The organism is Paenibacillus sp. P36 (assembly GCF_045866505.1).
GTDB classification, from domain to species: Bacteria; Bacillota; Bacilli; order Paenibacillales; family NBRC-103111; genus Paenibacillus_E; species Paenibacillus_E chondroitinus.
On sequence record NZ_AP038372.1, the window covers coordinates 8425951 to 8447889 of the forward strand.

Sequence of the window (21939 nt, forward strand, 5' to 3'; positions counted from 1 at the left end):
AGGTCAGGTTACGTCGTTGACGAACGAAGGTAATGATTCATCTAGCAATGAAGTTAGGATGAGGATCTAGCTTTACTTACTAGAGTTGGGTAATTGCAAAAGCGCCGGAATGTTTTCAGGAAAAGCCGTGACTTGTATATGAAGGTTATAGTCTCCTATTTGAAAATGAAGCCTATCTTTTTCCAGGGTGTACGGGATGTTTTTATCGTCTAAATTATTACTAATTCTGTTCAGCACTTCGGCACTTGGTACCCCGAATGTCACGTTCATAGCAGGCTGCAGGGCCGTCATGGCAATAGGAAGCCATTTTCTCTTTTTCGAAACAACAACGACATGTGCGGTTCCCCCAATAGCAAAAGTAAAGTTGTCTTCCACGTTATCCAATTTAAAGTCAAAAAGCTCCACAAGCAGCGCTCTGAATGCATTCACGTCGTCAACCGGAAAGCCGATTTCTCTCAAATACAGGATCTTTAGATAACCGCTAGGAGGAAGGGCTCCTTCTTGTACATAGGTATGCGCAAGAACTTCTAATAAATTGCCGTCACCGTCCCGAAAATAAACATTTTTGCCTGTTTCGAACTCGTCGACAGACCTGCTGTCAGACCATTGCAGAAGCGTTACCCCGGCTTTTTGAAAGAGGCTCACTATGTCATCAAACGCTGTGAAAGGAACCTCAAACGCCATATGAGCAGGACATAGCGGACGGTCGCCCTCTTTAAAAACCAACGTACAATGGTTTGAAGGTTGAACGTGTATTTCATCCACGGCTTCGAAACTGATGGGAAATTGGAGCTGGTTGCCATAAAATTGTTTCACGCCCTGAATGGATACGGTGTTCAACTCTACTCTAGCAAAATGTGTGATCACGGTCGCTACTCCTCCCTTGCTGATGTGTATGAAACAACATATGCATCAGAATAGCAGCGGTATAGGGCAGTTTTGTCCCATATTTTAGAATGGCTCAGTTAGAGGGACAGCGGCTTCGCCGTTCGAGACGGACGAATAGTGTCCGAATTGCTAAGGGGATAATAAATTGACAGTAACCGTGTTCTTATCTAAAATAATATAGACAGACCTGTCTCTTTTTTATCAATAGACATTCTTTTTTAACATATAGAAAAATATCTTTGGGTAGGTGAATTTCAGATGGAAAAGAAAGAAACAGCCAAGGAGCGCATTTTGCGGGTTGCCGATGAGTTGTTTTATCGTGAGGGTGTGCGTGCGGTCGGCATCGATCGGATCATTCATGAATCCGGTGTGGCCAAAGCCAGCTTTTATCGAAGCTTCGCCACCAAAGATGAGTTAGTAGCTGCGTACTTAGAGCTGCGTCGCCTCCAGTTTCTAGGGAATATCGAGCATGCACGGAAGGAGCATCCGGAGTCCAAGCTCGAGCAGCTCCTTTTTTTGATGGACTATTTAGCTGAACGCATGAAGCGCCCTACGTATCGGGGGTGTTCCTTCATGAATACAATCGTGGAGTTTCCTGAACCAGCGCACCCTAACCATGCCAAAGCACTTGAGAGCAGAAGCGACATCTGGGACGAGGTCACATTATTGGCCGAGGAAGCTGGCCTTCCCAATCCCCGTGACCTCTCCGAGCAGATTCGGATGTTATGGAGCGGCGCCGCCATGGTAGCTTATATCAACAAGGATGATTTCAAGCCTGAGTTGTTTTCCGTTGCAGCTAAGACGCTAATCAACAGCCATCGCGTTGCGGCAGTATGAGGCATCAAGATGACACGGCAAGGTGAAAAAAGCCCGACTCCCATTAAAGGGAATCAGGCTTTTTTGTTTGTTCGCTGAGTCTGCTAAGCTAACTCCTATTCCTCACCCGTCGCAATCGGGTTATCTTCCCAACTGATCCAGTCACTCCAGCTTCCGCTGTAGAGCTTCACGTTGTCAAAGCCCGCTTCGCTCAGGCCCAGGACGTTCGGGCAAGCCGTCACACCGGAGCCGCAATAGACGATGATTTCATCGGCATCGCGCAAGCCGGCAAAATGCTGCTCCTGCTTCGTCGCAGGCAACCAAGCGCCGTCAGCGCCGAGCACACCTTTCCAGAAGTAGTTCCGTGCGCCGGGAATGTGACCGGCCACTGGGTCAATCGGCTCTTCCAAGCCGAGGTAGCGGCGCTCCTCACGCGAGTCCACGAGCACAACACCTGGGCGGCCGAGCTTATCCTTGACCTCATCCATGGAAGCCAGCATGGTGCGCTGCACTTTCGGCGAGAAGGTACGCGGGTACGCGGCGGTCACTTCATCTGTGACCGGGTAGCCCGCTCCTTTCCATGCGGAATATCCTTGGTCGAGCACGTACACCTCGGAGTGCCCGAGGAATTTCAGCATCCACCATAGGCGCGAAGCCATGGCTCCGCCTTGATCGTCGTAGGCGACGACGGTTTTGGTACTGTCGATTCCGAGGCTGCCCACGAGGATGGAGAATGCACCGAGATCAGGAAGCGGGTGCCTGCCTCCGTGCGCCATAATGGCACCGGACAGGTCCTTTTCCAAATCTACGTATACAGCTCCCGTTATATGATCTTGCTCATAAAGTTTTCTGCCAGATTCAGGTTGTCCTAACGCAAAACGGCAATCCGCAATGACGATATTGGCATCGCCCAGTTGTCCAAGCAGCCATGATTGACCTACGATATTTTCCACAGATTATGCCACCTTTCCCTACCTGCAATTAATTCCAGTTACCTCCACTTATTTTATCGTAAAAATGTTGCGCACGGAAGTTATGTTTCGGACGTACAAAAAAGACCGTCGAGGCGTTAGCCTGACAGTCCGACCAGTTGAGACGACCGAGGGGTAACGTTTGCCTGGGAGGAGACAGTCCAAGAGGCCGAGACGACCGAGAGCAACGATTGCCTGAGATCGGCGATAGTTTATGCAATCTCGAGGCGCAGGAGCGGTGACCTTTTGCTGCCCCCACAGAAATAGAGGAACTGCGGTCCTCTATTTCTGCAATTCTCGCGAGTTCCACTTCCTCAGCGGAACTACAGGGCTCTATTTGCCCCAGCAGCACCACATTTCCGCCAATTCCGGCGAAATAGCGGCTCATAGTTCCCCTTCATCCATCAGAGGGGCAACTATCTCACGAATAGCGGACTGTAGTTCCCTCCGCGCCCCCCCTACCTTGCTGCCCACCAGGCAACAGTCAGTCGCAGCAAGCTACAATTAATCCCCGATACCAATCGTAGGATTCACGGAATAAGTGAGCCAATCGCTGCGATCTCCGCCCATTTTATCATAAAAAGCCTGCGCCCGCAGGTTATCCGTAGCCGTGGTCCATGATAGATTCGAGTAGCCATGTCTGGCCGCATACCCTTTGCAGGCGGCGAAAAGCTTCGCAGCCGCGCCCTGACCGCGTTCCGCTTCGATAACGTAGAGATCGTTCATAACCGCTACTTTGGAGGCACGCAATGTACTGAAGGTAAAATATAAGGTCGCAAAACCGACCAATTTCCCATCTTCCGATTCCGCTACAAATTGGATGCCGTCCTTTTGCTCCAGCAGATGGTGGATCAATCCGTTCAACTTCTCATCCTCTGGCTGGCGATATTGGTAAAAGTCCACGATATAAGCGATCATTAACGTTTTTAACTGGGAAATATCTTGTCTAACAGCTTCACGAACTGTAACTTGGGCCATGGAAATGACCTCCTCATCCAAATAAAATCGTTATCGTTATTGTATCCAGAATCCAAAATCTCCAAAATCCGTCTTTCACTGCTCTTCCATCTCCTTGCGATACAGCAGGTAAATCATCCACGCTAACACGAGGCAAAATCCCGCAGCCCAATAGAAAATGGACGCCACATGCATGGATACGCCATAATAAGCTGAAGAACAAAGAATAAAAGCAGTTAAAAGAGCGGGAAAAAACACATGATTCCGGGGGCGCCACGCTTGATTAGCATGTTTGAAATCATTACGTTCCAGCCGCATCGTGAAGCCTAATCGGTTCTTATTCAAGAGCAATGCCGTCAGGCACGCAAGCAGTGCGGCATAGATTTTCAGAGGACGATACCAGGAATCCAGGCTGTCAAAATAATCGTAAACGGGAACATCCGTTACAAGCGCCACCCCGATTAGAACAATGAATAAATAAATCGTATAGCCCACAGCTCCAAGCAATACGATCATGAGTGCATGCAGCTTGCGCAATCGTAATACATAGTGAACACAGATGGCTTCCAGCACGATAGCAAGCATGGGACTCCAGGACTTCGTATCCACAAGGAACGTAAATAGTTCGACCAAACAGGAGATAATCAAGGTGAAGATGAGCACAAGTGGCCATTTCTTATTCACAGAAATTCGAAATGTATGTAATCCCAGCATGAGCATAGAAAACAGAATACATGTAGTAAATGGAATATGTAAAAGCCAACCCATGCGATCCTCCAACCGATAAAAGAAAAGGTGATAATAAAAGTGGTAAAAGCAAGCTTACCCTGGCGAGTTGTACCGTTAACTAACGCGCAATGCGAGGAGTTATGCACGTGGAAATATCCGTCTCCCTACGAGTTGTACAATTGGCCCTCTTGGGAAACCATGCTGCGGGAGCAAACGGAATTCGCTGACCCGCACATTCGGGCGGAACAGTACCGAGCCATCGTCGATGATAGTGGCGTGCTAGCCGGCTTCGTTCAGTTCTTCCCGATTGTCGGCGTCACGCGTTTAGGTCTGGGACTCCGACCGGATCTCTGCGGGAAAGGCAGCGGAATTGGCGTCCAATTCGTGCAGCTCCTGACCCGTGAAGCGCTAAAGCACGCTCCCGGGCAGGAGGTCGACCTTGAAGTGCTTGTCTGGAATGAGCGCGCCATCCGCACATATGAGCGTGCTGGTTTCACCATCACTGATACCTATGAAAAGCAGACGCCCACAGGCGTATCGAATTTTCACTGCATGGTGTACGACGGGAGCTTACACAATTAAGCATCCCTGGAACCTGCAACAACCTCTTCAAATACTTGATCAAACCTGGCAGCAGATTGAAAATCCAACTCTGTTAAACCGCCTGCATGCCATGAGGTAAGCCGCAAGGTCACCATTTTATAATCAATGGCGATCATGGGATGATGGTTATCCACTTCAGCGATACGGGCAACATGATTTACAAAAGAAATGCCCAGCATGAACTCCGCGAAACGATATTTTCGCAAAATCCATTTATGATCGTCCGTCGTCCAGCCTGCGAGCGCCCCAAGCCTTTGATCAATTTCGCTATTCTCAAGTTTCACGCACTTCCGCCCCTTCCAGCCTTACTCGTTCTCCCGGATTCCCCTACTAATCCCTTACTTACCCCTTACTCAAAATCATAAGCGACCGCCTCGGCTTCGCTCTCTCCCGCATACGTGCGCAGCAAATCAAGGAACGGCTTCCCGTAGTTGCGGTATTTGACCTCGCCGACACCCTTGATGCGCAGCATCGCAGATTCCGAGGTCGGGCAGCTTTCACTCATCTCACGCAGCGTGCTGTCGGAGAATATGATATACGGCGGCACTTTCTCGCGTGCGGCAATTTCCCGGCGAAGCAAACGCAGCTGCTCGAACAAGGTATTGTCGACAGCAGCAGCTTTGACCGGCTGTTTGCGCACCTTTTGGTACACAGGCAGCTTCCCTTGAAGCACTTCCGCTGCAGGCTGCATTAATCGGACCACAGGGTACTGGCCTTCGGACAGCTGCAAGAACCCTTCCGAGATCAATACATTGATCAGATCGGAAATTTCTTTTTCCGGCAAATCCCGCATAATGCCATGCGTCGGCAGTCTATCGAACCGATATTCGACAATTTTCTTCGCTTTCGAGCCCTTCAGGACAGAAGCAACCATCGAAATCCCGAAACGTTCATTCATGCGGCGGATGCAGGAAAAAATTTTCTGCGCTTCAACCGTAATATCCACGGTATCGCGATCGTCTTTGCACGAGCTGCAGTTGCCGCAGGTGTCTTTCACATTCCGCTCATCGAAATAATGCAAAATAACATTCCGCAGACATCTCGGCGAATAGCAGTAATCGATCATCGTCTGCAGCTTTTTGTATTCGTTGGCTTTGCGTTCAGGCGAAAGCTGGTTCTGCTCAATGAGGAACTTCTGCGTCATAATATCCTGTGCGCTGAACAGCAGGATGCACTCGCTCGGCTCCCCGTCACGTCCTGCGCGACCAGCTTCCTGGTAATAAGCCTCCATATTTTTCGGCATATTGTAGTGGATGACATAACGCACGTTCGACTTATCGATGCCCATCCCGAAGGCATTCGTGGCGATCATCACCCGAACATCGTCATAGAGAAACGCTTCTTGCATGTAGGAGCGCTCATCATCCGTTAATCCAGCGTGGTACTTGCCTGCGGCGTAGCCTTTTTTCCGCAATGACTCGTACAGCTCCTCCACATCCTTGCGGGTAGCGGCATAGATAATGCCCGGCTGGTGCGTATGCTCTTTCACATAATTGTGAATGTAATCCCGCTTGTTCTCTCCACGAAGAATCGTCAGCTCCAGATTATCCCGCGAGAAACCGTTCACAAAGATGCCCGCATCCGACAGGTCGAGCAGCCTTGCAATATCTGCCGTCACTTCGGCTGTCGCTGTAGCAGTAAAAGCCGCGACAATCGGGCGATTCGGGAGCTCGCGAATAAACGGAGCAATCGATACATAGCTGGGACGGAAGTCATGCCCCCACTGGGACACGCAGTGCGCCTCGTCAATAGCCACAAAGGGAAGATTCAGCGCCGACATCCGCGCGCGAAACCGCTCTGACTCCAGCCGCTCGGGCGCGATATACAGCAGCTTGTATTTGCCCTGCATCGCGCCTTGCATCCGCTGTTCCACTTCTCTGGCTTCCAGTGTACTATTAATGAACGTCGCCGGAACTCCGAGCACGCCTAGGGCATCCACTTGGTCCTTCATCAAGGAAATCAGCGGAGAGATGACGAGGGTCACGCCCTCCATCAGCATCGCAGGAACCTGATAGCAGATCGATTTACCGCCGCCCGTTGGCATAATGCCAAGCGTATCCTTCCCCTCAAGCAGGTTGGAAATGATATTTTTCTGCCCCTCGCGGAATTCCGGGTACCCGTAAACTTGTTGTAAAACCTTCCTTGCCCCATCCAGCATAACTTTTATACACCTTTCTTTAGTTCACTCAAAAATCAGACCAAATAGATGACGGAAACGAGCTTTTCCCCGTCGTGAACCTTCAACACGTGATTACTCGGATCATGGCGAACCGAGCCTGCACCAACATGCATCACTGGGCTGTTACCCAATCCATAGAAAATATCGTCAGCCAGCGTACGCAGGCACTCTTCCTGTTCTTCGGGCTCAAGCTCCTCCCAATCGTCCGCACTCATCTCCAGCAGCTCATAGAAACCATTCACCATCTCAATGCCGCGTACAAAATCAGTGACAATATCCTTATATTCTCTTCCGAATTTAATACCCATTGTAAAGTCTCCCTTCGGTAGCTAACCTTCTAGCTTCACTTTATCATATTATAGGTTTGAATGCAGGGTTAACCGTTTTTCCCCCGGATAAAAAATTACCCTTTGGCATAAACTGTGGAAATGGGCAATTTCGGAAAAAATCTGTTACTATGGAAGAAGGAATGTACCGCTCGGAGGGTAGGAAAGCACACATGCTGAAACTGCAGATTCCCAAAAATCGAATGAACTACCTAATCAAGCAAATCCCGCTGCACTTCGATGCTGCCGTACTGGAGCAGGGCTGGGAGTACTATCATAAAGGCCGCGTGGCGGATGTCGATCTGAAGGGCACAAGCATTCAATCGACGGTTGCAGGCAAGAGACTGCACAACACGACGGTGAACTTAGAGAATTTTCAGGACAGCTCATGCAGCTGCTCCTTCGATGGTTTTTGCCAGCATATCGGTGCTACGTTCTTCAGCTTATACGCTCCCTATGGACGGCCCGAACTGCTGCTGCAACAGTTAAAGCAACAAATATTCGCCCGCAAAAAACCATTGCGAGGCGCCTCCCCGGCACAGGAACGCAAAGAAGCCGCCAAGGCTACGAAACCCGAAGAAGCGGCTTTGCCTGCTGATTGGCATCGTTTTTTTGAGGGGAGATTTCATGGATTCTCGATTTCGCATCAGCACTCCATTGAAACGTTTTATGACTCTGCGTTAGAGTCTTTGCCTGGCTTTGCCGCCGATTGGAAAAGCTCGATGCGCGAGATCTATATGCTTCATATCGTGCTGTTCATGATGCGTAAGATCGAACAGTTTTATCAAGAGACCAAAAGCTCTTACTTGTCTTATTATCACGAAAACGGGTGCAAAATCGCCGCAAAAAACTGTGAGGATAAGCTCGCCCAGCTTACACAAGGGATGGATCTGAACGCCTCCTTCGCGGCTGAGCCCAAACATATGCTGGCTACGCTCAAAATGCTCGGTGAATTCGCGCTGCAAGGAAAAGACAGCCCGATTGACTGGCTTTTCGTGTATCGCTTCATCTGGTGGAGGCTGTCCGCGCAAACAACCGCGCAGAAAGAGGAGATTCAGCGCCTCGACGCCCTGCTGTCCAAGAAGGATCAGCCTGCCAAGAAGAAAGATGCGCTGATTGCGGCTAGAGCCCATTTTCACATTATTCAGGGAGATACAGACAGTGCCTTCAAGCTGCTGGAACTTTTGGCTCATCCTCATGCTAAGGATTACTTCCTGTACCTGAATTATTATTACAACGATCAGCAGTGGAATGACATGCTGGTCTGGCTCCGCTGGCTGTTCAAGTCGATTGCGCAGGCCAATCATGATGATTTCCGGACCTTTTGCCAATACTGGCTTGACACGACCAAGCATTTGGAATCCGACAGCGAATGGGTACAGGTCATGGAGTCCCTGCTGCCTCGCTCCTATTACTATTACACCGCCTATTTGCTGCAGACCAAAAGGTATCGGCAATGGGTTGATTTGCAGCTAGCAAACCGTATTTCGCCATTGAATCTATATACGCTGGAGCTAAAAGCGATTGAAGAGCACGATGCCGCTTTGCTCCTCCCTCTGTATCATCAAGCGGCGGAACGTGCGGTTTTGGAGAAAAACAGAGCTTCCTACAAAACGGCTGTCCGGCTGCTGAAGAAGCTGCACAGCATTTACAAACAATTAGGCCAGAACGATCGCTGGGAGCACTATGTGTATCGTTTAGCGGATAAATTCTCACGCTTGCGTGCCTTCCAAGAAGAGCTCAAGAAAGGAAAATGGATTCGATGATCGAAACCAGCGCGCTGACGGTTCATGTAAGCTCCCTCCCCAGCGGCTCCTTGTTTCTATGGGGATCCCGCGAGAACGGCGGCATTTGGGACGCCCTTGATTTGAAAAATATGCTTTTTGCCTGGCACCGCGCTTCCTTCTATGGCACTTTCATGGAACCCAGTGAATGGCAAAATCGCGAAGGCATTGAGCTGCAGCCACTTGAGGCGCTCGATTATTTCAGCGATCCGCAGCCTGTGCAGCATTTGCAGCTTAGCTGGCATCAGGACTCCGCGGATTTCATCCGGTTGGCCCCTGCGGTTCGCGAGGCATTAGCCACCGGAAGCTTCATGCCGGATTACGAGAAATGGAAGGCCGGCGAGATGGGTTGGAAGCTGCAGCTCCCAGAGGAGCTGCAGTCTCTGGAATCGCCAGCCGTTTCCCGCTGGATTCATGCGCTCATCCCCGAATGGGTGGACGCAGACGGCATCATGAAAGACAATCTGCGCAAGCTGGAGGCGGCGTACCCGCTCATGCGGCGAGGCGAAATCGCCGCCGACCTCTGGCTCGACGAGGAAGACTGGCTCGTCGCCATCGGCTGGCGCCAAGACCGGTCGCCGATGCGCACGTGCCTGCAGCTCGCAGAGCCGGACCTGGCGCACGGCGCAGGCTGGCAACTGCGCGTGCTGCTGCAGGACCGGCTGGCGCCGGACGTGCTGCGCACGGTGACGCCCACCGGCGAGCCGGTGGCGGGCGAACTGCCGCTGCCAGAGGCGTGGCAGCCGGAGCTGAGCCGCGTCGAACGTGACGCGGCCAAATGGCTGCGCATCCTGCCTTGGCTGGATGCGGGCGAAAGCACCCTCCGTCAGACGTTGACGGAGGAAGAGGCTTGGCGCTTCCTCGCAGAGGGAAGCGTGCGGCTCGTGGAGGCCGGGACCAGTGTATTCCTCCCGGCCTGGTGGGATCGCATCCGCAAGATGAAGCCGAAGCTGCGCGCGAAGATCAAGTCTTCCGTCGGTTCGGGACGGGAGACGATGTTTGGGCTCACCCAGCTGATGCAGTTCGACTGGAAGCTGGCTGTGGGTGATCTGGAGCTGACGGAGGAAGAATTCCGGCTGCTGCTGGAAGAAAAGCGCAAGCTGATCCAGATTCGCGGCAATTGGATTCAGCTTGATCCAAAGTTCATGGCTCAGGTCGAGCAGATCATGAAGCAGGTGCAGAAGAAGCAGGGCCTCTCCTTCCGCGACGTGCTCGAGCTGCACTTCGCAGGCGATGCCGCCGGGTTGCTGCCTGCGGAAGATGATCCCGATGCGATGCGCTACATCGAGATGGAAGTCGAGCTGAACGAGCAGCTGCGCCACATGGTCGATCAGCTGACTCAAACGGCGGCGATTCCTACCGTGGAACCGCCGCCAAGCTTCCAAGGCTCGCTGCGCCACTATCAGGTGGACGGCATCTCTTGGCTGCTGTTCTTGCGCCGTTTCGGCCTTGGCGGCTGTTTGGCCGATGATATGGGGCTCGGTAAAACGATCCAGTGGATCACCTACCTGCTCACCGTCAAAGAGACGGAACAGCCTGCGACCCCTTCTCTGCTGATCTGTCCTACTTCTGTTCTTGGCAACTGGCAGATGGAGCTGAAGCGTTTTGCCCCTTCGCTCAAGGTACATCTGCATTACGGACCTCAACGGTTCAAAGGAGCCGCGTTCACGGAAGCTGTCGGCAAAGTTGATTTAGTACTAACTTCTTATACGCTGTCCCATCTGGATGAGGCGGAGCTGGGTGAAATCACTTGGAACTCCATCTGTCTGGACGAAGCGCAAAATATAAAAAATGCTTATACCAAGCAAGCCTCGGCGATTCGCCGTTTGAACGCTTTTCATCGCATTGCTTTGACGGGTACTCCGATCGAGAATCGGCTCACGGAATTATGGTCGATCTTCGACTTCGCGAATCCCGGCTATCTGGGAACGGTGCGCGAGTTTACGCATCGCTATGTGAATGCGATCGAGAAAACGCGCGATGTTGAGATCATCAATAAGGTGCAAAAATTGATCCGTCCCTTCCTGCTGCGCCGCGAAAAGAAAGATCCGGCGATTCAGCTGGACCTGCCGGAAAAAAACGAGTCCAAAACGTTCATCTCACTGACCGCCGAGCAAGGCTCATTATACGAAAACTACATCCAGGACATGTTCGACCGGTTGGATACGCTCTCCGCCATGGAGCGGCGCGGACTCATTCTCGCCGCTCTGACGAAGCTCAAGCAGGTGTGCAACCACCCTGCTTTGCTGCTCAAGGAAGGCCTGACCGCGCCGTGGAGCGGTCGTTCGAACAAGCTGGAGCGCCTGCTCGAGATGGTGCAGGAGCTGCGCCAAGAAGGCGACAAATGCTTGATTTTCACGCAGTTTGTCGAGACCGGCAACCTGCTTCAGCATGTGCTGCAGCAGGAGCTGGGCGAGACCGTGTTGTTCCTGCATGGAGGAACAACCAAAGCGGGTCGCGATGAGATGATCGCGAACTTCCAGGACAATGCTGAGCGGCCGACAGAGGAGCAGCGAAATGTGTTTATTCTTTCGCTGAAGGCCGGCGGCATCGGGCTCAATCTGACGGCGGCGAATCATGTGTTCCACTATGATCGCTGGTGGAATCCCGCCGTCGAGAACCAAGCGACGGACCGCGCCTTCCGCATCGGGCAGACGCGCCATGTGCAGGTGCACAAGTTCGTCACGCTCGGCACGCTCGAAGAACGCATCGACGAGATGATCGAGCGCAAGCTCGGTCTGAGCCAGCAGATCGTCGGCACGGGCGAGAACTGGATCACCGAGCTGTCGACAGACGAGCTGCGCGACTTGTTCTCGTTGCGACGTGAGTGGGTCGAGGCGTAGTTGGTTGTGCTCGCCACGGTGGAACTCATGTTGCGCTAGTCGACCTTGCTTGAAACGTACACCAGCCCACGCAGACGATTGTGTTTAAATGAGAGCACATTGTTTCAGGTTTGAGGCAATATAAGGGAACCGTAGACCCCTATTCAAACTAAAATGGAATTCTCACAGTTTCAGGGGAACTACGGGGCCTTGATATGAACGCACTCTGTCAAGCCCCCAATTTAGTACGAGAGTAATTGAGTGTTTTTTGTAAGCAAATAACTCGGCACAGGAGCAAAATGCAAGCAACGGCTAGCATCCTGATATTCGCGGGCTGGTTACCGCAGTTAATGACTTTCGTTAAGAAGAGCTTCCTGTAAACTATTGTCGCACGCAGCTATTAGCAAACCTATAGTTGTGCATAAGGCCTCACACGGACTCTCTTCAACCCCTACTTTGCTCCTGGGCCCAATTATTGCTTTTGTTTCACCATACTTAGGTATCTTATTCCTGCTAAAGTATCGACTGTCAAGGCCGCGAAGCGCAACGTTTAGCCTTGACAGCTCGGATGATTTGAAGACTATGTCTTGTCCCAGCCTGTCGGCTGGGCACTCTAAACCCTGTTGTCGGTTTTAGGCCGTTACAGATCGTTCGACTTTACACGCGATTTCCCAGATGAATCCGACTAGTTCTCGCGCAACTGCTGTTACAGCTACATTAGATTCTTTTCCACGGTACACAAGTTTACAGTATTTGCTGTTCAGCCGTATTTGCGCTCTCCATGAGACAGCCAGAAGTTCGCCTTCCTGACCTTCCATTCGTTTTCTAAGTTCCCTGCCTATCGATGGCTTATGACGATAACTCCAACTTGATTCAACCAAAGTGCGACGAACTCCACGATTACCCGCCTTGGTAATACTTCCTCTTCGCGTACTAAGTCCTGTAGAATGCTCTCGTGGGACCAAGCCAAGGTAAGCCATGAGCATGGCAGGATTTCGGAAACGTGTAAAACAACCTATTTCAGCAACAAGCGTAAGCGCCGAGATGATGGCTACCCCTTTTAATACCTGAAGTGCTTTAACGACTGGACCCAAAGCCCCTTTTTGAGCATATTGAATAATGCTCGCTTCCAGACGTTGAAGGCGACTTTCGGATTCATGAATCGCCTGCAAATATTCTTGAAACATGAGCTGATCAGATTCTCTTTCCCATTTCAAGCTGGTCAACCACTCTCTGTAATTTCGTGTCCAACGATTTTTGATGGCAGGTGGATGAGAAATTTGACGCCGCAGAAGTAACTTTAATACCCGCTGGCGATCTCGATGGAGATCCTCTTTCGCATCCTCTCTTGAGCGAACAAGATCGCGAAGAGCTTCTTGTTCAGGAGTTGGTACGTGCACAGCTGTTAGTTCTCCCGCGCGAAACAGTGTAGCAAGACGAAGGGCATCTCGTTTATCTGTCTTAATTTGATCGCCTGTCCGGACTGGAATGAGGGAAGGGGCGATAACTTTACAAGTAATACCGAGCGCAGTTAGCCAGTGAAAGAGTACATAACCCGTTGGGCCAGCTTCGTAACAAACTTCTAAGTTTTCAGCATTGCCGAGTTGTCTCATTATTTTCTTTACGAACTCCAGTTTATGAGGGAAGTGCCCAACGAAGCGAGGTTCGTCGCGTCCAGCGTCTGCAACAGCAACAGAAATCTTGTCTTTAGATACGTCTAAACCTATGAATTTTGTGGTATGCTTCATATTAACAGCTCCTATTTTGCTTATTAGCTCTGGATTGGTATGGATTGATTGTTCATTACCAGTTTAGCCTACGATTCAGCAAATATTAGGGGCTGTTGTGCGTTCATCATAACTATTTCAGTGAAATTAGCGCGTTTCTAAGCGAAATGGAGCAAATAGAGGAACGTAGTTCCCCTCTGTTTGCCCAAATGGCTATTTTAGGTAAAATAGCGCCCTGTAGTTCCCCCTCTACTGTGAGGGGACCCCTATCCACACAAAAAGACCGTCTAGGCTAAAGTGCCAGACGGTCTTTTCTATTTAACCTATATCAGTAAATCCAAAAACAAATAATACCCATCACCCAGCGCACAGGAATAGGTCTGAATCTGATGCGAGGTATCCAGATCTGTGTATACTTGTGATAAGATCCCCTGCTTTTGCAGGTTCATCATAAGGATGTTAGAGATGAAATAAGGGCGCCACGTCCAGTTCGCCCCGCGATAACTGTCGTCTTTGTTCCATGCATCCTCTTTGCGTATGTAGTTGGATGAAATTTGATAGCCATCCTCCATGCAGATGTAGATCCGTATGCAGTTTTCAGTCACAGTTGTCGTCGTATGTTCAATAAGCTGATCCGCGTCTTCTGCCGTTAGGATGCGAATAGCCGATTGAGTGACTGCCTCCAGGCTTTGATGAATGACGGAGAGATGGCGGTTCCGCTGAAATTCTCCTTGGCTAAAGAGGCCCATCTCTTCTTTCAGCATGGGTTTAAACCCATCCTTATGCTGCAAATACGGCTCTGCCTTCGAAAAGAGATAACCCTGCACATATCTCGCACCGACTTGCAGTGCACTGTGCAGCTCTTGCTTCGTTTCAATACCCTCGACCAGCAGGGAGGCGCCCATTTGAGCCGCCAAAATGGAAAAAGATTGCATCAATGCTTTGTAACCCGCATGAATAGCGCTTTTTTTCAGTATATTAAGATCGATTTTCAATATTTTCGGCTGCAAACTGGCGATACGATCGAAATTGCTGAACCCGCTGCCTACATCGTCTATCGCGATAATGCAGCCGAATTGCCGATATAACTCTACAATTTGGGTAAGTTCTTGCAGCTTTCCTGTAAATTCTTCTTCGGTAACCTCTATCACGATACGCGCAGGATTGATGTCATATTTCCGCAATAGTTCAATCGTCGGCAGCACGCCTGTGCGCTTATATGTCCGATAGATCCATGAGGGTTTTAAGTTAATGAATAATAAACTTTCATCTTGCGTAGAGGCAAGCTGTTCAATAGCCCGCTCTCTTAAGTGTCGATCAATGAGAAGCTGCACATCTTCCGGAATGTCAGGATTTTTGAAAAAAGGCCCCAAGCTTTCGACAATATCCTCTCTAATTCGCCTTCCCAACGTCTCATAGCCGATGATTTCCTGCGTCTGAAGCGAGAGTATAGGCTGGAAGAACGGACGTACTTCATGTCTCAGCGGAATCCTGCTGTCTTTAACCTGCACGGTGTGCGCCCTCCTCCTGTGAAACCTTCATGTAGTTAAATGTCACATAAACTATGTAATGTATAGTATTGTAAACGACATTGTCGCTTCTTGCAATGAATTCATGGAAGAAAACATAACATGATTGATTTTTAGAGGGATATTGTTGAGCCTTGTCGAATTTCAAACGAATTCCGATTCATTTTATTCTATGTAGAATTCAGGTGACCAAGTGGCTATGAAAACATTCACGAGATCGCGAATCTCCATGTTATACGTTATTTTAATCGTGGCATTACTTGCTTTTGTCAGTGTATCGAACTATATTGCTTCCCGTAACATGGAAAGTGAGAGCAATGCGATCGTGAATGATGCCATTCCGATCTCCAAGACCACGAACAGCCTGCTGACCGACCTGATTAATCAGGAAACGAGCATTCGCGGTTTTGAATTAACGGGCAATGAGCAATATTTGGACCCCTATACCGCAGGCAAAAAACAGTTGGAAGATGATCTGAACAACATCCGTATTTATGATAAAAAATATCCGACTCTCCAACTCATTATGGATACGCAGGCCATACCGGCGATCACCAATCTGCAGCGCTTTTTTGACAGTCAGTTGGAACTCATTCGCGCAGGTAAAACGGATGAAGCTCGAACCCGGATTAACTCAGGCAAAACGATGATGGATCGTTACCGTGTCATCCATTCCAGTATTGAGAAGACGATTGTACAAATCACAGAAGACGCCTACAACTCCTCTCTCAAAGCTGGCCAAACATCTCGTACGATTACCATGGTTAGCGGCATTATTGCACTCATTGCAGGTGTGATGTCCATCTTCATCTCCTTCCGGGCTATTCATGCCGAAGAGGAGCTTCGTAAAAGCGAAGAGACCTACCGGTATATGGCCGAGAGTCTTGAAACCCAGAACGAGGAAATCATTGCACAACAGGAAGAGCAGCAAGTCACTTTGGCCAAGCTTTCCGAAAGAGAACGGGATCTTGAGCTGATTTCTTCCTACCAAGAGAAACTGACCGGTTACGTGGAGCTCAAGGATTTCTTGAAGCACACGCTGCCTGCTCTGCTGAATTCGCTCCTGCAGGATGCGGCTCTCGTTGTTATGAAACGTGACCCCGAACCGGGCAATGGCGATACTGGCAGTACAGGAAGTACTGGCAATCCCACCTACGAAGTCATCCATTCTATCGGATACCCGAAGGAACATATTCGTGTTCATCAGGACGAGTTATTTGGACCGGCAAGGCGTGTATTTGAAGAAGGCACGAACCTGGTGCACACGCGGGATGTAACCGGGCACGAGAAAGGTGTCCATGGCGGGATGATGCATGCCGTCGATCATTACGTTCCTCTGCTTGACGACAAACAGACGGTCATCGGCTTCTTGCTCCTAACGAGCTACCAAAGCTCCGTGTTCCAAGAAAACAACCAACGCCTGACGAAGGGCTTGGTCCGTCAGTTCGGCTTGGCCTTTTTCGCTCAAGTGATGAATGACGAGAGAGTGAAGCAAGCCGCTCATTTGGCAGAATTAAACGACGAGCTTATTGCCGAGAAGCTCTTAATTGAAGGGCAGCGCGACTTGATTCAAAATATTTTGGAATCGGCGCACGAAGGCATGATGATGTGTGATTCCGAGGGGACCATCCTTTTCGCGAACCATCGGATGAGCCGCTATTTTGGCTTAAATGAGCGCATCGGCGAGAATTTGGTAGCTGGCTGCCACGAGATCGCAGCTGAAACGCCGAGCTTCTTCGGCGCAGCTTCTTCCATCGAAGCGCTGATTAACGGCACGCATACGCATCTGACACAGCGATTTGGTTTTGTATTAGATGATCAGCCTCAGCATGCTGAGCTGTATGCGACTGTCGTCAGTGAAGATACGGAGCAGCAGGGTTATCTCTTCGTTTTCCGTGATCGAACGGAAGAAGAGCGCGTTGACGAAATGAAAAATGAGTTCATTTCCATCGTCTCCCATGAGCTGCGGACTCCTCTGGCGAGCGTGCTTGGCTTTATTGAGATTCTGCTCCATCGTGAGCTGCCGCAGGATAAACAGAAGAAATACATGGAGACCATTTATAAGGAAGCTCATCGCCTCTCGAATTTAATCAATGATTTCCTTGATTTGCAGCGCATGGAGTCCGGACGGCAGTTATACCACTTCTCCCCGATCAACTTGCTGCCGACCGTTCAGGATATTGTTGATCAGTGGCAGGATAAGCAAAACCACAACATCGTCATCCATCGGCAAGAATCGGAACTATGGGTGCGGGCAGATGCGGATCGGATCCGGCAAGTTTTCCACAACCTGATCAGCAACGCAATTAAGTATTCTCCAGGCGCGGATCGGATCGACATTTATTTATCCGCAGCGAACGGCAAAGTTGTTGCTTCCGTGCAGGATTACGGGCTCGGCATCCCTGAAGAAGCGCATGACCAGATGTTCTCCAAGTTCTTCCGTGTCGATAACTCCGACCGACGTCAAATTGGCGGAACCGGCTTAGGGCTAGCCATTGTGAAAGAGATCGTTGAAGGGCACAGCGGACAGATCTCCTACGAATCTAAAATGGGTGCGGGAACTACCTTCCGGATTGAATTCGATCAGTATGAGCTATCTTCCATGGAGGGGAAAATCGTTATTTTCGAAGATGATGATGACCTCGCCAAGCTGATCCAAATTGCGCTGAATAAGCTGGATCTTCCCTCCATCCAATTGCGCTCTGCCGAAGAGGGAATTATCGCTTTGAACCGTTGCAAAGGTGAGCCGATTCTGTTTATCGTGGATATCCATCTCGAAGGTGTAAAAAACGGATGGGATTTCATCGCTGACTTATCCAGGCATCCGTTGTACTACCAGACTCCGGTTATTGTCTCTACCGCACTGGATCAACCACATGATTTTCATGAGAAAGAAATTCAGAAATATCTCAAAAAACCTTTCTCCATGGAGCGTCTAGTCCAAGTAGCGAAAAATTTGCTCGATAATAAGAAAAGCAATGCGTACGTTTTTCCGGCTCAAGACAAAGATTCTCTCTCTACTACTTTGCAGCGCAACGGCATCGACGTGGTTGAAATGAAGGAAAATATGGATATGATTGAGGTCGAAATCAAAAAGCCTTCTAGCTAGTTTGCCATCTCTCCCCCTCCTTGTTGAGGGTGGGGAGATTTTTTTATTGTAAAGCAACAGGGATTTCTCTGCCCGGCAGCCAATATACTAGAGAAACTAAGTCATTTACGCAGGAAGGGTGACCCCGGTGGCAAAACTTGAACTCGCTTCCAATCCCATGCAGACACGCAGCGCTTGGACACTGTTCTTCTCCTTACCGATATTCGCTTGGGCCATGTACGATTTCGCGAACACCATCTTCTCCTCCAATATCGTGACGGTCTTTTACCCTTTTTATTTAAAAGAAACGTTAGGAAAAAGCGAAGAGTTGAATCAGATAGCCAGTACTTTCATCACGTATTCCAATGCTTTATCCAGCTTATTTCTCGTCCTGCTTTCGCCTTTATTCGGGGTGTGGATCGATCGCACGGGCAAAAAGAAGGCCTACCTCGTCCCCTTTACGCTCATTGCCATCGTGGCGACTCTGCTCATGGGCGCTTCGGCCATCTGGCATACCGATCAACAGTGGATGGGGCTTAACACCTCGATTCTAGGTGTGATTTTCTTTTTCATGATCGCCAAATTCTTTTATAATTCCAGCTTAATCTTCTACGACTCCATGATTTCGGATTTGGGCAGCGAGCGTGAAATCCCCATCATTTCCGGTGTAGGCGTAGCCGTTGGTTATGTAGGCACGCTAGTCGGACTTGTCGTTTTCCCCCTAATTAACGGCAATCATTATGAAAACACATTTATTCCTAGTGCGCTTATGTTCTTACTATTCTCCCTGCCGATTATGTTTCTCTACAAAGAGAAACCTTCCAAGCCGGTAAGCGAAAAAAAGACGCTTCTGAGCGGCTACCGCGAGATTTGGGCAACATTCAAGGAGGCGCGAAAATATCAAGCCGCTTTCTTGTTCATGATCGCTTACTTTTTCTTTAATGACGCCATTGCTACAGCCATTGCTGTCATGGCGATTTATGCGAATACGGTGATGGGCTTCACAACGGGGCAGTTCATTCTCCTCTACTTGGTCTCCACCGTATCCAGCATTATCGGCTCCTTCCTCTTCGGCTATGTCACCCGCAGTGTCGGGCCTAAAAGAGCCGTCACGATCGTTGCCTTCGTACTTATCGTCGCGATCGCCATCGCGGCTTTAGCGACCAGCCAAAGCTTGTTCTGGGCTGCCGGCAGTCTCTATGGTGTATCAATGGGCGCCATGTGGGTAACGTCCCGAACCATGATCGTGCAGTTGACGCCTGTGGAGAAACGCGGCCAGTTTTTCGGCCTTTTCGCTTTCTCCGGCAAGGTATCCTCGATTGTTGGGCCTGCTCTGTACGGATCCATAACCTTGGCGCTCGCCTCCACAGGGAACTTCGCCAGCCGCGTCGCGCTTGGCTCGCTTCTGCTGCTAGTCGTGATCGGACTCATCGTGCATATGCGGGTTCCGCAGAAATTGCATTCTTCCACATAGTTCGTGTACAATAGCTTTTAATCATAAGCGGAAAGGAGTGAGGGATATGAAGGGTCCTGTGATCGTGCAGAAACAGCATCGTTTCCTATTTCTCATTTCTATTAAACACTAAAGCATTCGTTGCTTTAGTGTTTTTTTTCGCTCTGAAGCCGTCCTAATCTATCGGGCAGCGTTGATTTTGAAACAGTACAAAGATAGGGAAGAGAAACCATTTGTCTGATGGGAGGAGAGATCCATATGCGGTACAAACGAGTCCTCATTAAGCTAAGCGGCGGGGCTGTTGCGGGGGAAAGCGAGTTCGGTTTCGATCCGAAACAACTGGATCATATTGCCAATGAAATTATGACGGTTGTTCAGTTAGGTGTCGAAGTGTGTCTTGTGATTGGCGGGGGCAATATCTTCCGCGGCAATATGGGCGAGAGCTGGGGCATTGAGAAAGCGGAGGCTGACAATATCGGAACTCTCGCTACCGTAATCAACAGCTTGATGCTTCGTGGTGTGCTGAAAGCGAAGACCGACGCGGAAGTCCGCGTCATGACGGCCATTCCGATCGCCTCCGTGGCGGAGCCTTTTATCCGGCTTAGAGCCATTCATCATTTGGAAAAAGGGTACATCGTTATTTTCGCAGGGGGCAATGGACAGCCTTTCGTCACGACAGACTACCCCTCGGTCCAGAGAGCTATCGAAGTAAACTGCGAAGCGATCCTCGTTGCGAAACAAGGCGTTGACGGCGTGTTCGACAAAGACCCTAAACATCATAAAGAGGCCCTCCAATACAAATCTCTCCACTACAACGACGTTATCCACCACAATCTGAAGGTCATGGATCAATCTGCCTTTATTCTGGCGCGGGATTATCACATTCCCATCCATGTGTTCAATTTCGACAAACCCGGCTCCATGAAAGAAATATGCGCAGGGCAAAATACAGGCACGATCATCAGCGGCTCCTCGGAGCTTATTTATCAGCAGGGCTAATAGAGCTGTATTTTCGACGAAATAACGCCCTGTAGTTCCGCTCACTAAGCACGAGAAGACGCAAAAAAGGATAGAGCACAGTATCTAGCAACTGACGCTCTATCCTTCTTTATTTTACTCGTTTTGGTCCAGCATCAACACATAGTAATCATTCGCATTCTTCGTCTTAAAGCCGCAAGATTCGTACAAACCCAGCGCCTTCTCATTTTCGACCGAAACTTCGAGTTTGATCAACCCCGCCTGATGCTTCATCTTCAGCTCACCGATTGTCAAACTCAAGATCTGACGTCCATAACCCTGGCCCCGACGCTCTGGCAGAACGCAAAAGCCATAGATGAACCCGCTGGCATCCGTTTCGATCATGGCTCCAATTTTCCCAATCGGCACTTTCTGTTCTCCGTGCCCGAGCTCTGCGATCCAGGTTTTTTCCTTATCGCCGGTAATCGTTTGGTTCACGTATTCTCTCGTATCCGCTTCGGGCATATTAAAGCCAGACATGTTCAGTTGAACGAGCAGCTCGGTATCCTCTACATTGGCGGAGCGCAGCGTCAGCACTTCTTCACCGTTTTGTGGCACTCCTTCCGCTCCCTCTTGAAGCTCCATCACGTATTCCGAGAACCGATAGTCTGCGCCAAGCTTCGTCAAAAAAGCCTTCCCGCTCGCCGATCCCCGTTCATTGATGAAAATGGCCTTCGGCACCCCTCGGCTTCTGCACGTTTCCAGCGCTGTCTGAACCAATTGCCCAAAGATACCTTGGTTTCGTGCTTCCGGGTGCACCATTCCGCTAATTTCCACTTCCGTGGACAGAAAAGAATATATCGCCAGAAAACCGACAATCCGGTCATCCCGGTAAAATAAAAAGTCATTCGTCACACCCGGCGGACGATCCGATAATGTCCCCCAGTTTAGTTTAATCTCAATATGGTCATGGCGGTTACATGTCTCCCATAGAACCCTAACTTCCTTCAGCTCCTGTGGTGACAATCCTGCCCTTGCAAATATGCCTCGTTTCAATAGATTGTCCTCCATACCTACTTAGTTGCTTGCCTACTGTCATTATACATGTCT

17 protein-coding genes are annotated in these 21939 nt (G+C 49.9%); 7 read left to right on the forward strand and 10 right to left on the reverse strand.

Translation table 11 applies throughout. The features are described 5' to 3' along the window. Nucleotides 1-72 precede the first annotated feature (72 nt). Nucleotides 73-867, reverse strand: a complete 795-nt coding sequence (locus ACKTT9_RS37025) for a VOC family protein (RefSeq protein ID WP_407869867.1) — start codon at nt 865-867, stop codon at nt 73-75. 279 nt (nt 868-1146) lie between these two features. Here ACKTT9_RS37025 and ACKTT9_RS37030 point away from each other — a divergent pair, with 279 nt between their 5' ends. Next, the gene (locus ACKTT9_RS37030; RefSeq protein WP_407869868.1) at nt 1147-1725 is read left to right on the forward strand and encodes a TetR/AcrR family transcriptional regulator; all 579 of its coding nucleotides are present in this window, start codon (nt 1147-1149) and stop codon (nt 1723-1725) included. Between the two features lie 95 nt (nt 1726-1820). Here the strand turns inward: ACKTT9_RS37030 and ACKTT9_RS37035 are convergent, their stop codons facing one another. The 3 genes from ACKTT9_RS37035 to ACKTT9_RS37045 all read right to left on the reverse strand — a co-directional run bounded on the left by ACKTT9_RS37035 (nt 1821) and on the right by ACKTT9_RS37045 (nt 4400). Then, the gene (locus ACKTT9_RS37035) at nt 1821-2657 is read right to left on the reverse strand and encodes a sulfurtransferase (protein ID WP_407869869.1); all 837 of its coding nucleotides are present in this window, start codon (nt 2655-2657) and stop codon (nt 1821-1823) included. Nucleotides 2658-3179: 522 nt separating this feature from the next. Beyond that, the gene (locus ACKTT9_RS37040; RefSeq protein ID WP_407869870.1) at nt 3180-3653 is read right to left on the reverse strand and encodes an N-acetyltransferase family protein; all 474 of its coding nucleotides are present in this window, start codon (nt 3651-3653) and stop codon (nt 3180-3182) included. Nucleotides 3654-3728: 75 nt separating this feature from the next. Further along, nucleotides 3729-4400: a hypothetical protein gene (locus ACKTT9_RS37045; protein ID WP_407869871.1), complete on the reverse strand. Its 672-nt coding sequence runs from the start codon at nt 4398-4400 to the stop codon at nt 3729-3731. 39 nt (nt 4401-4439) lie between these two features. Between ACKTT9_RS37045 and ACKTT9_RS37050 the strand changes: the two genes are divergently transcribed. After that, nucleotides 4440-4943 (forward strand): GNAT family N-acetyltransferase, encoded by a 504-nt coding sequence (locus ACKTT9_RS37050; protein ID WP_407869872.1) that lies wholly within the window; start codon nt 4440-4442, stop codon nt 4941-4943. Here ACKTT9_RS37050 and ACKTT9_RS37055 read toward each other — a convergent pair. The 3 genes from ACKTT9_RS37055 to ACKTT9_RS37065 form a co-directional block, all read right to left on the reverse strand. Further along, nucleotides 4940-5248 carry a 4a-hydroxytetrahydrobiopterin dehydratase gene (locus ACKTT9_RS37055; RefSeq protein ID WP_407869873.1) on the reverse strand — a complete coding sequence of 103 codons (309 nt, stop codon included), beginning with the start codon at nt 5246-5248 and terminating at the stop codon, nt 4940-4942. The two genes, ACKTT9_RS37050 and ACKTT9_RS37055, sit on opposite strands and share 4 nt — an antisense overlap. Nucleotides 5249-5313: 65 nt before the next feature. Beyond that, nucleotides 5314-7122, reverse strand: a complete 1809-nt coding sequence (gene recQ, locus ACKTT9_RS37060; protein ID WP_407869874.1) for a DNA helicase RecQ — start codon at nt 7120-7122, stop codon at nt 5314-5316. A 35-nt stretch (nt 7123-7157) separates the two neighbouring features. Then, nucleotides 7158-7451, reverse strand: a complete 294-nt coding sequence (locus tag ACKTT9_RS37065) for a hypothetical protein (protein WP_157318283.1) — start codon at nt 7449-7451, stop codon at nt 7158-7160. A 191-nt stretch (nt 7452-7642) separates the two neighbouring features. On the opposite strand from ACKTT9_RS37065, the gene ACKTT9_RS37070 reads away from it, so the two are divergent. Then, the gene (locus ACKTT9_RS37070; RefSeq protein WP_407869875.1) at nt 7643-9235 is read left to right on the forward strand and encodes an SWIM zinc finger domain-containing protein; all 1593 of its coding nucleotides are present in this window, start codon (nt 7643-7645) and stop codon (nt 9233-9235) included. Beyond that, entirely contained in the window at nt 9223-12096 is a 2874-nt protein-coding gene (locus ACKTT9_RS37075) for a DEAD/DEAH box helicase (protein ID WP_407869876.1), read from the forward strand. Before ACKTT9_RS37070 ends, ACKTT9_RS37075 begins: the two co-directional genes overlap by 13 nt. A 611-nt stretch (nt 12097-12707) precedes the next feature. Here ACKTT9_RS37075 and ACKTT9_RS37080 read toward each other — a convergent pair. Both ACKTT9_RS37080 and ACKTT9_RS37085 read right to left on the reverse strand, forming a co-directional pair. Then, nucleotides 12708-13823: an IS110 family transposase gene (locus ACKTT9_RS37080; RefSeq protein ID WP_407869224.1), complete on the reverse strand. Its 1116-nt coding sequence runs from the start codon at nt 13821-13823 to the stop codon at nt 12708-12710. 302 nt (nt 13824-14125) lie between these two features. Continuing rightward, nucleotides 14126-15313 (reverse strand): EAL domain-containing protein, encoded by a 1188-nt coding sequence (locus ACKTT9_RS37085; RefSeq protein WP_157318286.1) that lies wholly within the window; start codon nt 15311-15313, stop codon nt 14126-14128. Between the two features lie 217 nt (nt 15314-15530). Here ACKTT9_RS37085 and ACKTT9_RS37090 point away from each other — a divergent pair, with 217 nt between their 5' ends. The 3 genes from ACKTT9_RS37090 to pyrH all read left to right on the forward strand — a co-directional run bounded on the left by ACKTT9_RS37090 (nt 15531) and on the right by pyrH (nt 20871). Then, the gene (locus tag ACKTT9_RS37090) at nt 15531-18440 is read left to right on the forward strand and encodes an ATP-binding protein (protein ID WP_407869877.1); all 2910 of its coding nucleotides are present in this window, start codon (nt 15531-15533) and stop codon (nt 18438-18440) included. Between the two features lie 157 nt (nt 18441-18597). Then, complete coding sequence (locus ACKTT9_RS37095; RefSeq protein WP_407873185.1) at nt 18598-19893, forward strand: MFS transporter; 1296 nt, start codon at nt 18598-18600, stop codon at nt 19891-19893. A 237-nt stretch (nt 19894-20130) separates the two neighbouring features. After that, nucleotides 20131-20871, forward strand: coding sequence for a UMP kinase (gene pyrH / locus ACKTT9_RS37100; RefSeq protein ID WP_127456781.1), 741 nt, complete (start codon nt 20131-20133; stop codon nt 20869-20871). A 114-nt stretch (nt 20872-20985) separates the two neighbouring features. On the opposite strand, the gene ACKTT9_RS37105 is transcribed toward pyrH, so the two are convergent. Next, nucleotides 20986-21885: a GNAT family N-acetyltransferase gene (locus ACKTT9_RS37105; protein ID WP_407869878.1), complete on the reverse strand. Its 900-nt coding sequence runs from the start codon at nt 21883-21885 to the stop codon at nt 20986-20988. Between the last annotated feature and the right edge of the window lie 54 nt (nt 21886-21939).

What these genes read in the sequence shown, in the direction of transcription:
- pyrH (WP_127456781.1), top strand. Translation starts at nt 20,131, where the DNA reads ATGCGGTACAAACGAGTCCTCATTAAGCTAAGCGGCGGGGCTGTTGCG.
- ACKTT9_RS37080 (WP_407869224.1), bottom strand. Translation starts at nt 13,823, where the DNA reads ATGAAGCATACCACAAAATTCATAGGTTTAGACGTATCTAAAGACAAG.
- ACKTT9_RS37075 (WP_407869876.1), top strand. Translation starts at nt 9,223, where the DNA reads ATGGATTCGATGATCGAAACCAGCGCGCTGACGGTTCATGTAAGCTCC.
- ACKTT9_RS37065 (WP_157318283.1), bottom strand. Translation starts at nt 7,451, where the DNA reads ATGGGTATTAAATTCGGAAGAGAATATAAGGATATTGTCACTGATTTT.
- ACKTT9_RS37090 (WP_407869877.1), top strand. Translation starts at nt 15,531, where the DNA reads ATGAAAACATTCACGAGATCGCGAATCTCCATGTTATACGTTATTTTA.
- recQ (WP_407869874.1), bottom strand. Translation starts at nt 7,122, where the DNA reads ATGCTGGATGGGGCAAGGAAGGTTTTACAACAAGTTTACGGGTACCCG.
- ACKTT9_RS37040 (WP_407869870.1), bottom strand. Translation starts at nt 3,653, where the DNA reads ATGGCCCAAGTTACAGTTCGTGAAGCTGTTAGACAAGATATTTCCCAG.
- ACKTT9_RS37095 (WP_407873185.1), top strand. Translation starts at nt 18,598, where the DNA reads ATGCAGACACGCAGCGCTTGGACACTGTTCTTCTCCTTACCGATATTC.
- ACKTT9_RS37070 (WP_407869875.1), top strand. Translation starts at nt 7,643, where the DNA reads ATGCTGAAACTGCAGATTCCCAAAAATCGAATGAACTACCTAATCAAG.
- ACKTT9_RS37030 (WP_407869868.1), top strand. Translation starts at nt 1,147, where the DNA reads ATGGAAAAGAAAGAAACAGCCAAGGAGCGCATTTTGCGGGTTGCCGAT.
- ACKTT9_RS37045 (WP_407869871.1), bottom strand. Translation starts at nt 4,400, where the DNA reads ATGGGTTGGCTTTTACATATTCCATTTACTACATGTATTCTGTTTTCT.